11 protein-coding genes are annotated in these 11,791 nt (G+C 66.0%); 8 read left to right on the top strand and 3 right to left on the bottom strand.

The window, feature by feature from the left end; genetic code table 11:
- The first annotated feature begins 189 nt into the window (after window positions 1–189).
- Together mprF and PTT45_RS01370 are read left to right on the top strand one after the other, a co-directional pair.
- Window positions 190–2,868, top strand: coding sequence for a bifunctional lysylphosphatidylglycerol flippase/synthetase MprF (gene mprF / locus PTT45_RS01375; RefSeq protein ID WP_273811093.1), 2,679 nt, complete (start codon window positions 190–192; stop codon window positions 2,866–2,868).
- On the top strand, window positions 2,865–4,127 hold the full coding sequence (locus PTT45_RS01370) for a virulence factor family protein (RefSeq protein WP_273811092.1): 1,263 nt from the start codon (window positions 2,865–2,867) through the stop codon (window positions 4,125–4,127). The genes mprF and PTT45_RS01370 overlap by 4 nt, the downstream gene beginning before the upstream one ends.
- A 60-nt stretch (window positions 4,128–4,187) precedes the next feature.
- Here PTT45_RS01370 and PTT45_RS01365 read toward each other — a convergent pair whose 3' ends face one another.
- Window positions 4,188–6,086, bottom strand: coding sequence for a potassium transporter Kup (locus PTT45_RS01365; RefSeq protein WP_273811091.1), 1,899 nt, complete (start codon window positions 6,084–6,086; stop codon window positions 4,188–4,190).
- A gap of 201 nt (window positions 6,087–6,287) precedes the next feature.
- Between PTT45_RS01365 and rimO the strand changes: the two genes are divergently transcribed.
- The 4 genes from rimO to tsaA all read left to right on the top strand — a co-directional run bounded on the left by rimO (window position 6,288) and on the right by tsaA (window position 9,110).
- A complete protein-coding gene (gene rimO / locus PTT45_RS01360) occupies window positions 6,288–7,610 on the top strand; it encodes a 30S ribosomal protein S12 methylthiotransferase RimO (protein ID WP_273811090.1) in 1,323 nt (440 codons plus the stop codon).
- A 116-nt stretch (window positions 7,611–7,726) separates the two neighbouring features.
- Complete coding sequence (locus tag PTT45_RS01355; RefSeq protein WP_273811089.1) at window positions 7,727–8,131, top strand: VOC family protein; 405 nt, start codon at window positions 7,727–7,729, stop codon at window positions 8,129–8,131.
- A 62-nt stretch (window positions 8,132–8,193) separates the two neighbouring features.
- The gene (locus PTT45_RS01350; protein WP_273811088.1) at window positions 8,194–8,409 is read left to right on the top strand and encodes a hypothetical protein; all 216 of its coding nucleotides are present in this window, start codon (window positions 8,194–8,196) and stop codon (window positions 8,407–8,409) included.
- Window positions 8,406–9,110 carry a tRNA (N6-threonylcarbamoyladenosine(37)-N6)-methyltransferase TrmO gene (tsaA, locus tag PTT45_RS01345; RefSeq protein ID WP_273811087.1) on the top strand — a complete coding sequence of 235 codons (705 nt, stop codon included), beginning with the start codon at window positions 8,406–8,408 and terminating at the stop codon, window positions 9,108–9,110. The genes PTT45_RS01350 and tsaA overlap by 4 nt, the downstream gene beginning before the upstream one ends.
- On the opposite strand, the gene PTT45_RS01340 is transcribed toward tsaA, so the two are convergent.
- Complete coding sequence (locus tag PTT45_RS01340; RefSeq protein ID WP_273811086.1) at window positions 9,094–9,396, bottom strand: putative quinol monooxygenase; 303 nt, start codon at window positions 9,394–9,396, stop codon at window positions 9,094–9,096. The genes tsaA and PTT45_RS01340 overlap by 17 nt on opposite strands.
- A 56-nt stretch (window positions 9,397–9,452) precedes the next feature.
- Here PTT45_RS01340 and PTT45_RS01335 point away from each other — a divergent pair, with 56 nt between their 5' ends.
- Window positions 9,453–9,863 (top strand): VOC family protein, encoded by a 411-nt coding sequence (locus PTT45_RS01335; protein WP_273811085.1) that lies wholly within the window; start codon window positions 9,453–9,455, stop codon window positions 9,861–9,863.
- Window positions 9,864–9,914: 51 nt separating this feature from the next.
- On the opposite strand, the gene fpr is transcribed toward PTT45_RS01335, so the two are convergent.
- Window positions 9,915–10,694, bottom strand: a complete 780-nt coding sequence (fpr, locus tag PTT45_RS01330; RefSeq protein WP_273811084.1) for a ferredoxin-NADP reductase — start codon at window positions 10,692–10,694, stop codon at window positions 9,915–9,917.
- 169 nt (window positions 10,695–10,863) lie between these two features.
- On the opposite strand from fpr, the gene PTT45_RS01325 reads away from it, so the two are divergent.
- On the top strand, window positions 10,864–11,790 hold the full coding sequence (locus PTT45_RS01325; RefSeq protein ID WP_043311428.1) for a LysR family transcriptional regulator: 927 nt from the start codon (window positions 10,864–10,866) through the stop codon (window positions 11,788–11,790).
- The last annotated feature ends 1 nt before the right edge of the window (window position 11,791 follow it).

The raw sequence follows: 11,791 nt of genomic DNA, 5'->3' as shown, positions 1-11,791 counted from the left end.
GGTAGCTCGTCGGGCTCATAACCCGAAGGTCGTCGGTTCAAATCCGGCTCCCGCAACCAGATTCCGCAAAAGGCCACTCAATCGAGTGGCCTTTTGCGTTTCAGGGGCTTTTATTTCTAGAGGCAAGCCACATATCAGGGAACCAGCCGGCCACGCCGAACTCTGAGCGCAATCTGATCGAGGTGCTCGATGCGCGCTACACCCTCTACTGCCCCTGCTGTTGACGCCCCACTCGCCCCCGACGCTGACGAGCCCGACATACCCACCGAACTGGACATCCCTGCGCCGCCGACCTGGCTGCAGCGCCTCACCGCCTATCGCCAGCCACTGACCCTGGGCTTCACCCTGCTGCTGTTCGTCATCGGCCTGCTGGCCTGCTGGCACCTGTTGCAGGCACTGGACCCGGACGCCCTGCGCACGGCCATCCACGAAATTCCCGGCGAACGCCTGGGCGGCGCTTTCCTCGCCACCGCCGTGGGTTTCCTCGCCCTGGCCGGTTATGAATGGTCGGCCTGCCGCTACGCCGGCGTGCGCCTGCCGCTACCCAGGCTGTTTCTAGGCAACTTCTGCGCCTGCGCGGTGAGCAATGCCATCGGCCTGTCAGTACTCAGTGGCGGTTCCGTGCGCTATCGCCTGTATGGCCGCGAGGGCGTAAGCACCGCCGACATCGCGCGCATCAGCCTGTTCGTCAGCCTCTCGCTGGGCTGCGCCCTGCCGGTGCTGGCCGCCCTCGCCGCCCTGAGCGACCCACATGATGCAGCCCTCGCACTGCACCTGCCGGAACCCCTGCTGCAGGCCATCGCCGCCCTGCTACTCGCAGGCATCACCGCTGGTTTGTTCTGGCTGAGCCGCCGACGCCTGGCCGACAGCACATTGCCCGGCACGATCGACGTGATGCTCGGCAAGAGCCGCCTGCGCCTGCCGGGGCTGCGCATGAGCCTGCTGCAACTGGTCATCACTGCCATCGACGTCTGCGCCGCCGCCAGCGTGCTCTACCTGCTACTGCCGGAAGGCCCGCCACTGGGCGCCTTCCTGCTGGTCTACCTACTGGCCTTGGCCGCCGGTGTCCTCAGCCACGTGCCGGGTGGCGTCGGAGTGTTCGAGGCGGTGCTGCTGGCTGCCTTCGCCGGGCAGATCGGCGCCGCGCCGCTGGCAGCCGCGCTGCTGCTATACCGGCTGATCTATATCGGCCTGCCGTTGCTTCTGGCCTGCCTGCTGCTGCTCGCCAACGAGGCGCGGCAATACCTGCCCGCCGGCCGCCAGGCGCTGCGCGCGGTGGCCGGACCGGCGGCGCCGGTGCTGGCGCTGCTGGTGTTCCTCGCCGGTATCGTGCTGTTGTTCTCTGGCGCCACTCCCTCGGTGGACGTGCGGCTGGAACACCTCAGCTTTCTCATTCCGCATCGCCTGATCGACGCCTCGCACCTGGCCGCCAGCCTGATCGGCGTGCTCTGCCTGCTGCTCGCCCATGGCCTGCGCCGGCGCCTGTCGGCCGCCTGGGCCCTGACCCTCGGCCTGCTCCTGGCCGGCGCCCTGCTCTCGCTGCTCAAGGGCTTCGACTGGGAGGAAGCGCTGCTGCTGAGCGCCACCGCCGCCCTGCTGGCGTCCTTCCGCCGCGCCTTCTACCGACCCAGCCGGCTGCTGGAGATGCCGTTCTCGCCGGTCAACCTGGTGGCCTCTATCTGCGTGCTGGGCGCCGCCCTGTGGCTGATGTTCTTCGTCTACCAGGACGTGCCCTACGAACATGAACTCTGGTGGCAGTTCGCAGTGGACGGCGACGCCCCACGCGCCCTGCGCGCTGCCCTGGCCAGCGGCCTGCTGCTGGCCGGCCTGGCACTGCTATGGCTGCTGCGCCCGACGCCGCCAAGCATCGACCGCCCGGAAGAGGCCCAGCTGCAACAGGCCGCGCGCATCCTGCTGGCCTCGGACCAACCCGACGGCGGCCTGGCCCTGACCGGCGACAAGGCTCTGCTGCTGCATCCGTCCGGCGACGCCTTCCTGATGTACGCCATGCAGGGGCGCAGCCTGGTGGCGCTGTTCGACCCGATCGGCTGCGCCGCACACCGCGCCGAACTGATCTGGCAGTTCCGCGACCTCTGCGATCTGCACCACGCGCGCCCGGTGTTCTACCAGGTGCGCGCCGAGAACCTGCCCTATTACATGGACATCGGCCTGTCCGCCATCAAGCTCGGCGAAGAGGCGCGCGTGGACTTGCCGCGCTTCGACCTGGAGAGCAAGAACAAGACGATGAAGGACCTGCGCTACACCCTCAGCCGTGGCCAGCGCGACGGCCTGGCAATGCGCATCTTCGAGCCCGGAGAGGCGCCACTGGAGCTACTGCGGCCGATCTCCGACGCCTGGATGCAGGGCAAACAGGTGCGCGAGAAAGGCTTCTCCCTGGGCCGTTTCGACCCTGCCTACCTGCGCCATTTCCGCATCGCCGTGATCGAGTTCGAGGGCCGCCCGGTAGCCTTCGCCAACCTGCTGGAAACCGACGCGCACAAGGTCGCCAGCATCGACCTGATGCGCATGCATCCCGAAGCGCCCAAGCTGACCATGGAGTTCCTCATGCTCAGCCTGCTGCTGCACTTCAAGGCCCAGGGCTACGAGCGCTTCAGCCTCGGCATGGTGCCGCTCTCCGGCCTGCAGCCACGCCGTGGCGCGCCGCTCACCCAGCGCCTCGGCGCCCTGGTGTTCCAGCGCGGCGAGCAGTTCTACAACTTCCAGGGGCTGCGCCGTTTCAAGGAGAAATTCCAGCCCGACTGGGAGCCCCGCTACATGGCCGTACCCGCCGGACTCGACCCCCTGGTGGCCCTGGCCGACACCGCCGCGCTGATCGCCGGCGGCCTGACCGGATTGGTGAAACGATGAAACGCACCCTGCTGATCGCCCTGCCCCTGCTCGCTGTTCTCTCCCTCACGGGCGGCGGCGCCTGGTACTACAGCCAGTACCGCGCCGTGCAGCAGAGCCTGCCACTGGCCAGCGGCGGCGAACTGAATATCAGCCTGCCAGCCGGGCGCCCGCCGCATCGCGTGCTGCTGGCCCTCCCCGCCGACCAGCTGTACAGCGATGCCGAACTGGCGGATCTGGCCGCAGCCGGGCAAACCCGCATCGCCCAGTACGCCATTGCGGAAAACGCCAGCTGCGAGGCCCAACGGCAGCGCCTCGACCAGGCACTGGAGCAATTCGGCGGCACCGACCTGGTGGCCGGCAGCGGCCCGGGAGCGGTACTGGCCTGGCGCTGGCTGGCCAGCCAACCGAGCGACCAGGCCAAGGCGCTCTCGGTCGACTTCAACATGAAGCACCCGGACTGCAATGCGGTGCTGCCCCAGGAGCTACAGCACGGCCACTGGCTGGTGGCCTGGAACAACAACCCGGACGACAGCAGCGCGCGCTTCGTGCGCGGCCAGCCCAACACCGAAACGCTGATCGGCGACTACGCCACCTCGCTCAAGGACCTGCTCCACGCCCAGCTCCTGCGCACCCTGCAGGCCAACCCGGACGCGCTGCCGGTGGTCGAGGTAACGGCAGCCAAGCCGAGCGACACGGTGACCCTGTTCTACTCCGGCGATGGCGGCTGGCGCGACCTCGACCGCGACGTGGCCACTGAGCTGGCCAAGCGCGACTACCCGGTGGTGGGCATCGACTCGCTGCGCTACTTCTGGCAGCACAAGAGCCCGGAGGCCGGCGCAGCCGACCTCGCCGGCCTGATGCAGACCTACCGCGAGAAGTGGGGCGCCAAGCGCTTCGTGCTGATCGGCTTCTCCTTCGGTGCCGATACCCTGCCGGCCTTCTACAACCGCCTGGACGCGGCAGACCAGCAGCAGGTGGACGCCATCATCCTGCTCGCCCTGGCACGTAGCGGCAGCTTCGAGATCGAGGTGCAGGGCTGGCTCGGCAAGGATGGCAAGGAAGCGCCTACCGGCCCGGAGCTGCTCAAGCTGCCGGCGGCCAAGGTGCTCTGCGTGTATGGCGTGGAAGAAGGCCCGGAGAGCGGCTGCACCCTGCCGAACATTCCCGGCGAGATGCTCCAGCTGCCCGGCGGGCACCATTACGACGGTGACTACCCCAAGCTCGCCGAGCGCCTGCTGCAGGGCATCCAGCAGCGCCAGCAGAGCGCCGCGCAGTAGTGCCGGTCGAGCAATGAAAAACGGCGCCCGTGGGCGCCGTTGTTGTCTGTGGCCGCCGCCTCAGATTTCGACCTGAGTCCCCAGTTCGATCACCCGGTTCAACGGCAGACGGAAGAAACGCAGATTGCTGTTGGCGTTGCGCAACATGAAAGCGAACAGCGCCTCGCGCCAACGCGCCATGCCGAAGCGCTTGCTGGCCACCACCGTCTCGCGGCTGAGGAACCAGGTGGTGCTCATCGGGCTGAAATCCAGCTCGTTGAGGTGGCACAGGCGCAGCGCCTCCGGCACATCCGGCTCCTCCATGAAGCCGAAGTGCAGGATCACCCGGAAGAAGCCATCGCCATAGGCCTCCACCTCGAAGCGCCGCTCGGGGCGCACCCGCGGCCGGTCTTCAGTGGCCACGGTAAGCAACACCACCTGCTCGTGCAGCACCTGGTTGTGCAGCATGTTGTGCAACAGAGCATGGGGCACCGCATCCGAGCGCGCGGAGAGAAACACCGCAGTGCCCTTGACCCGGTGCGGCGGCTGGCTGCGAATGCTGGAGATGAAGATCGGCAACGGCAGGGCGTTGTCGTCCAGGTGCTCCACCAATAGATGACGACCACGCTTCCAGGTAGTCATCAGGACGAACACCACCAGCCCGGCGATCACCGGGAAGGCGCCGCCCTGAATGATCTTCGGCACATTGGCGGCGAAGAACAGCACATCCATCAGGAAGAACAGCAGCAACAGCGGAATGGCGAACCAGCGCGGCGCCTTCCACAGCAGCAATACCACGGCGGCCGACAGCAGCGTGGTGATCAGCATGGTGCCGGTCACCGCCACGCCATAAGCCGAGGCCAGCGCATCGGACGACTCGAAGCCGAGCACCAGCAGCACCACGGCGACCATCAGCGACCAGTTCACCGCGGCAATGTAGATCTGCCCCTGCTCCGCATCCGAGGTGTGCTGGATGTGCATGCGCGGGATATAGCCGAGCTGGATGGCCTGGTGCGTCAGGGAGAAGGCTCCGGAGATCACCGCCTGCGAGGCGATGATGGTGGCGAAGGTCGCCAGCCCCACCAGCGGCAGCAGCGCCCAGCCCGGCGCCAATAGATAGAAGGGGTTGCGCGCCGCCGCCGGGTTCTCCAGCAGCATCGCGCCCTGGCCGAAGTAGTTGAGCACCAGCGCCGGCAGCACCAGCAGGAACCAGGCACGGGCAATCGGCTGGCGGCCGAAATGGCCCATGTCCGCATACAACGCCTCGGCACCGGTCAGCGCCAGCACCACCGCGCCGAGGATGGCCACACCGATACCCGGATGAGCGATGAAGAAGTGGATGCACCAGTAGGGGTTGAGCGCCTGCAGCACCTGTGGCTGATGGACGATGCCGTAGATGCCCAGCGCGCCCAGGGAGCCGAACCAGAGCAGCATCACCGGGCCGAACAGGGTGCCGATACGCGCGGTGCCGTGCTTCTGGATCAGGAACAGGCCGACCAGCAGGATCAGCGCCAGTGGCACCACCCAGTGCTCCAGGCCGTCAAAGGCAATCTCCAGCCCCTCTACCGCCGACAGCACCGAGATGGCCGGGGTGATCATGCTGTCGCCGTAGAACAGCCCGGCGCCGAACAGGCCGAGCAGCACCAGCACCATGCGCAGCCGCGGACGATCGGCCGCAGCCAGGCGCGCCAGCGCAGTCAGCGCCATCACCCCGCCCTCGCCCTGGTTGTCCGCGCGCAGCACGAACAGCACGTACTTGATCGTCACCACCCAGATCAGCGACCAGAAGATCAGCGACAACACGCCGAGCACGCCCTCGTGATTCACCTGCACGCCGTAGCCGCCGTTGAACACCTCCTTGAGGGTGTACAGCGGACTGGTGCCGATGTCGCCGTAGACCACGCCAATCGCCCCGACCAGCAGGCCGATGGACGACGAGGCATGGGAAGACTTGGGCTGATCGGCAGCAAATTCGCTCATGGGCGGCTCCATCCGGACGAGTGGCGAGCGCCCCGTCCGCTCCGTAGCCCCCGTGCCAGGGCTCCGCGGCGACGAACGGGTCGCCAGGCAGAGCATAGATCAGTTGTCTGCCCAGGCTGTTCAAGCGAGCGACCTGCCGCTAGAATTGCGCACTTTTTGATCAGAGGCGCCTCCTGAGCGCCCGTTTGAGGTTAGCCACCGATGTCCACCGCCACACCGAAAGTCGGATTCGTCAGCCTGGGTTGCCCGAAGGCCACCGTCGACTCCGAACGCATCCTCACCCAGCTGCGCATGGAAGGGTACGAGATCGTCCCGACCTACCAGGATGCTGACGTGGTAGTAGTCAACACCTGCGGCTTCATCGACAGCGCCAAGGCCGAGTCGCTGGACACCATCGGCGAAGCCATCGCCGAGAACGGCAAGGTGATCGTCACCGGCTGCATGGGTGTGTCCGAGAACGCCATCCGTGACGTGCACCCAAGCGTACTGGCCGTCACCGGCCCGCAGCAGTACGAGCAGGTGGTCAACGCCGTGCACGAGGTGATCCCGCCCAAGGCCGATCACAACCCCTACGTCGACCTGGTACCGCCGCAGGGCATCAAGCTGACCCCGCGTCACTATGCCTACCTGAAGATTTCCGAAGGCTGCAACCACAGCTGCGCCTTCTGCATCATCCCGTCCATGCGCGGCAAGCTGGTCAGCCGCCCGGTGGGCGACGTTCTGTCCGAGGCCCAGCGCCTGGTCAAGGCCGGCGTAAAAGAGCTGCTGGTGATCAGCCAGGACACCAGCGCCTACGGCGTCGACCTCAAGTACAAGACCGACTTCTGGGAAGGCCAGCCGGTCAAGACGCGCATGAAGGAGCTGTGCGAAGCGCTCTCCAGCATGGGCGTGTGGGTGCGCCTGCACTACGTCTACCCGTACCCGAACGTGGACGACGTGATCCCGCTGATGGCCGCCGGCAAACTGCTGCCGTACCTGGACATCCCGTTCCAACACGCCAGCCCGAAAGTGCTCAAGTCCATGAAGCGCCCTGCCTTCGAGGACAAGACCCTGGCGCGCATCAAGTCCTGGCGCGAGATCTGCCCGGAACTGACCATCCGCTCCACCTTCATCGTCGGCTTCCCTGGCGAAACCGAGGAAGACTTCCAGTACCTGCTGGACTGGCTGACCGAAGCCCAGCTCGACCGCGTCGGCTGCTTCCAGTACAGCCCGGTGGACGGCGCCCCGGCCAACGATCTGGGCCTGGAGCCGGTGCCGGATGATGTGAAGCAGGAGCGCTGGGATCGCTTCATGGCCCACCAGCAGGCGATTTCCACCGCCCGCCTGCAGCGCAAGGTCGGCACCGAGATCGAAGTGCTGGTCGATGAAGTCGACCACGAAGGCGCGGTTGCCCGCTCCTGGGCCGATGCCCCGGAGATCGACGGCAGCGTGTTCATCGACAGCACCACCGTGAAGCCGGGCGACAAGGTCCGCGTGCGTGTGGTCGATGCCGACGAATACGACCTGTGGGCCGAACTGGTCTGATCGTCCGCCGCGAATGAAAGAGCCCCGCCACCGCGGGGCTTTTTTCTGCCCGGCGTTCCACTGCGCGCCCTCACCCACCGCGCACTGCCTATGCTGCAGCGCAGGAGGACGCCGCCATGCAGCTGCTGATCAACATCGACGTGGACGACCTGGAGCGCGCCACGCGCTTCTACACCAGCGCCTTCGAGCTGACGCCAGGACGCCGCCTGGGCCCGGAGGTGATCGAACTGCTCGGCGGCAACGCACCGATCTACCTGCTGGCCAAGGCCGCCGGCAGCCGTGCCAGCCCCCACAGCGGACAGATGCGCGATTACGCCCGGCACTGGACGCCGCTGCACCTGGATTGGGTAGTGGCCGATGTGGACGCCGCCCTGGCCCGTGCGCTGGCTGCTGGAGCCATCCTGGAACAACGCCAGGAGCATGCCTGGGGTCGCCTGGCGCTGCTGGCCGATCCCTTCGGGCATGGATTCTGCCTGCTGCAGTTCATCGGTCGTGGCTACGACGAAATCCTGTCGCCCTGAGCCAGCGGTTGCCTGCGCCGGAGTGCGGCGCTAGGGTACGCGCCATCTGAGCGGAGCTTGTCATGCGTCCTTTGCTTTTCCTGCTGCTGTCGGCCCTGGCCGGCATGGCCATCGCCACCCCGGCGCCCTTCTATCTGTGGCAGAGCAAGGCCACCGGCCAGTACACCTGCGCGCAACTCAGCCCCGGTGAAGGCTGGCAGAAACATGCCGGGCCGTTCCGCGATGCCGGCTGCCGCACCCCGCAGGGCGACCCCGTGCGCTCCAGGCTGCTGCCATGACCAGCTACACCATGAGCCCGGTGGGCTTCGTCCGCTCCTGCTTCAAGGAAAAGTTCGCCATTCCGCGCCAGCCACAGCTGGCCCCAGCCGCCCGTGGCGTGCTGGAACTGGTGCCACCGTTCGACCGCGCCGAGGCCATCGAGGGGCTGGAGCAGGTCAGCCACGTCTGGCTGCTGTTCCTCTTCCACCAGGCGCTGGAGGACAAGCCGCGGCTCAAGGTGCGCCCGCCACGTCTGGGCGGCAACGCCTCCATGGGCGTGTTCGCCACTCGCGCCACGCACCGCCCCAATGGCATCGGCCAGTCGGTGGTGAAGCTGGACAAGGTCGAGCCGGGCCGCCTGTGGCTGTCCGGCATCGACCTGCTGGACGGCACCCCGGTGCTCGACATCAAGCCCTACGTGCCCTACGCCGACCAGGTGCCCGACGCCAGCAACCGCATCGCCGATGCACCTCCGCCGCAGGTGGCGCTGGAGTGGGATGACGCGGCGCTGCAACAGGCTAGCGAACATGCCCTGCGCCTGAACGAGCCGCTGGTGCAGCTGATCGAACAGTGCCTGGCCCAGGACCCGCGCCCGGCCTACCAGGTGCCCGAGCCGGAGCGGCGCTATGGCGTGCTGCTGTGGGACGTGCAGGTGCGCTGGCACTACCCCGAGCCGGGACGTATCCGCGTGCTGGAAGTGGCGCTCAACCGCGCGGATTGAAGGCCAGCACGTCCGCCTCGATCACCGACTGTTCCAGGATCAGCGGCTCCACCAAGGGGCGACTGGCCAGGAAGTGACTGGTCTGCATGTGCGCATCCAGTGCCGCCTCGTCGACATACACCTCGTACAGCCAGACCAGGTCGGCCTGCCGACGATCACGCAGCACGTCAAAGGCCAGGCAACCCGGCTCGTCACGCACCGACGCGGCGGCATTGACCCGCATGGCCTCCATGAAAGCGTCCAGGCTACCCGGACGCAGGCGGGTCTTGAGCAGAATGCTGTACATGGCATCTCCTTTTGTATAAATATTAATTAAATTTTGTATACAAACTGGAGAACATGATGCCCAACCGCCCCGCGAGACTCAACGGCCTGCGTCACGTGGCGATCCTCGTGCCCAATCTGGAGGAGTGCGAGCGCTTCTATGTCGAGGTGCTGGGCATGCAGGTGCTCAACCGCGCCAACGAGGATCTGGTCTACCTGACCTGCGGCAACGACAACCTCTCGCTGGGCCGTGCCTTCGTCCCCAGCAGCGGGCCGCAGACGGTCGACCACTACGGCTTCGTGGTCGACAGCCTCGACGACCTGCACGCCTGGTACGCCTACCTCAAGGAATGCGGGGTCACCCTACTCGACCGCCCCTTCGCCCATGGCGACGGCGCCCACAGCTTCCATGTGCTGGACCCGGCGGGGAACAAGATCCAGCCGATCTACCATCCGGCGATATCCGGCCAGCAGTTCGAGCACGCCTAATCGCAGGCATAAAAAAACCCGCCGGATGGCGGGTTTCTTCAGGCGTTCGGCTTACTTCTCGACGAAGGCGCGCTCGATCAGGTAGTCACCCGGTTCACGCATGCGCGCGGAGATCTTCAGACCGAAGCTATCGAGCACTTCGCTGGTCTCGTCGAGCATGCTCGGGCTGCCGCAGATCATCGCGCGGTCGTCCTGCGGGTTGATCGGCGGCAGGCCGATGTCCTCGAACAGCTTGCCGCTGCGCATCAAGTCGGTCAGGCGACCCTGATTCTCGAACGGCTCGCGGGTCACGGTCGGATAGTAGATCAGCTTGTTCTTCAGCGCGTCGCCGAAGAATTCGTTCTGCGGCAGGTGCTCGGTGATGAACTCCTTGTACGCCACTTCGTTCACGTAACGCACGCCGTGCACCAGGATGACCTTCTCGAAACGCTCGTAGGTTTCGGGGTCCTGGATCACGCTCATGAACGGCGCCAGGCCAGTGCCGGTGCTGAGCAGGTACAGGTGCTTGCCCGGGTTGAGGTCGTCGAGTACCAGCGTGCCGGTGGGCTTCTTGCTGATGATGATCTCGTCGCCTTCCTTGAGATGCTGCAGCTGCGAGGTCAGCGGGCCATCCGGTACCTTGATGCTGAAGAACTCAAGATGCTCTTCCCAGTTCGGGCTGGCGATAGAGTAGGCACGCATCAGCGGACGGCCGTTCGGCTGTTGCAGGCCGATCATCACGAACTGGCCGTTCTCGAAGCGCAGACCCGGGTCGCGGGTGCACTTGAAGCTGAACAGGGTGTCGTTCCAGTGATGCACACTGAGTACGCGTTCCGAGTTCATGTTGCTCATGCGGGTGTCCTCAAAAGTCTCGGTATTCAGATTGCCGGAAATTGCGTTCGCCCTGGTTGAGCCAGGTCAATGCGGAAAAGGCGCACCGGCAGGATTGCGCGCCATTCTAGTGACGACCAGAATATCTGTTAAGCGAATTATTACGATATCGAATATTGGTTATATAGATATGCGATTTACTCTCAGGCAATTGGAAGTCTTCGTCGCCGTGGCCAAGCAGGAAAGCGTCTCGCGCGCCGCGGAATCCCTGGCTCTGTCGCAATCCGCGGCGAGCACCTCGTTGAGCGAACTGGAGCGGCAATCCGACTGCCAGCTGTTCGACCGGGCCGGCAAGCGCCTGTCGCTCAACGCCCTCGGCCGCCAGTTGCTGCCCCAGGCCGTGGCCCTGCTCGACCAGGCCAAGGAAATGGAGCGCCTGCTCAGCGGCAAGACCGGTTTCGGCCTGCTGGAACTGGGCGCCACCCTGACCGTGGGCAACTACCTGGCCACCCTGCTGATCGGCAATTTCATGCAGCGTCATCCGGAGTGCCGCCTCAAGCTGCATGTGCAGAACACCGCCAATGTGGTGCAGCAGGTCGCCCACTACGAGCTGGACCTGGGCCTGATCGAAGGCGACTGCCAGCACCCGGACATCGAGGTACAGCCCTGGGTCGAGGACGAACTGGTGGTGTTCTGCGCCCCACGCCACCCGCTGGCCGAGCGCGGCACGGCGACGCTTGAGGAGCTCAGCCGCGAGGCCTGGATCCTGCGTGAACAGGGTTCGGGTACCCGTCTGACCTTCGACCAGGCCATGCGTCACCATCCGGCGCAGCTGAACATTCGCCTGGAGCTGGAACATACCGAGGCGATCAAGCGCGCCGTGGAGTCGGGGCTGGGCATCGGCTGCATCTCGCGCCTGGCCCTGCGCGACGCCTTCCGCCGCGGCAGCCTGGTGCCGGTGGAAACCCCGGAGCTGGATCTCACCCGCCAGTTCTATTTCATCTGGCACCGGCAGAAGTATCAGACCGCAGCCATGCGCGAGTTCCTCGAGCTGTGCCGGGAGATGACCGCGGGCATTCGTCGCAGCGACGAGATCGTCCTGCCGTCGATCGCCTGAG

Source organism: Pseudomonas sp. Gutcm_11s, from assembly GCF_028649395.1.
Lineage (GTDB): Bacteria > Pseudomonadota > Gammaproteobacteria > Pseudomonadales > Pseudomonadaceae > Aquipseudomonas.
The sequence above is the reverse complement of the archived record's forward strand: the minus strand, read 5'-3'. Positions and strand labels throughout refer to the sequence as shown.

Excerpts from the sequence above, each read along its gene's own strand:
- mprF (WP_273811093.1), top strand. The coding sequence starts at position 190 with ATGCGCGCTACACCCTCTACTGCCCCTGCTGTTGACGCCCCACTCGCC.
- PTT45_RS01370 (WP_273811092.1), top strand. The coding sequence starts at position 2,865 with ATGAAACGCACCCTGCTGATCGCCCTGCCCCTGCTCGCTGTTCTCTCC.
- PTT45_RS01365 (WP_273811091.1), bottom strand. The coding sequence starts at position 6,086 with ATGAGCGAATTTGCTGCCGATCAGCCCAAGTCTTCCCATGCCTCGTCG.
- rimO (WP_273811090.1), top strand. The coding sequence starts at position 6,288 with ATGTCCACCGCCACACCGAAAGTCGGATTCGTCAGCCTGGGTTGCCCG.
- PTT45_RS01355 (WP_273811089.1), top strand. The coding sequence starts at position 7,727 with ATGCAGCTGCTGATCAACATCGACGTGGACGACCTGGAGCGCGCCACG.
- PTT45_RS01350 (WP_273811088.1), top strand. The coding sequence starts at position 8,194 with ATGCGTCCTTTGCTTTTCCTGCTGCTGTCGGCCCTGGCCGGCATGGCC.
- tsaA (WP_273811087.1), top strand. The coding sequence starts at position 8,406 with ATGACCAGCTACACCATGAGCCCGGTGGGCTTCGTCCGCTCCTGCTTC.
- PTT45_RS01340 (WP_273811086.1), bottom strand. The coding sequence starts at position 9,396 with ATGTACAGCATTCTGCTCAAGACCCGCCTGCGTCCGGGTAGCCTGGAC.
- PTT45_RS01335 (WP_273811085.1), top strand. The coding sequence starts at position 9,453 with ATGCCCAACCGCCCCGCGAGACTCAACGGCCTGCGTCACGTGGCGATC.
- fpr (WP_273811084.1), bottom strand. The coding sequence starts at position 10,694 with ATGAGCAACATGAACTCGGAACGCGTACTCAGTGTGCATCACTGGAAC.
- PTT45_RS01325 (WP_043311428.1), top strand. The coding sequence starts at position 10,864 with ATGCGATTTACTCTCAGGCAATTGGAAGTCTTCGTCGCCGTGGCCAAG.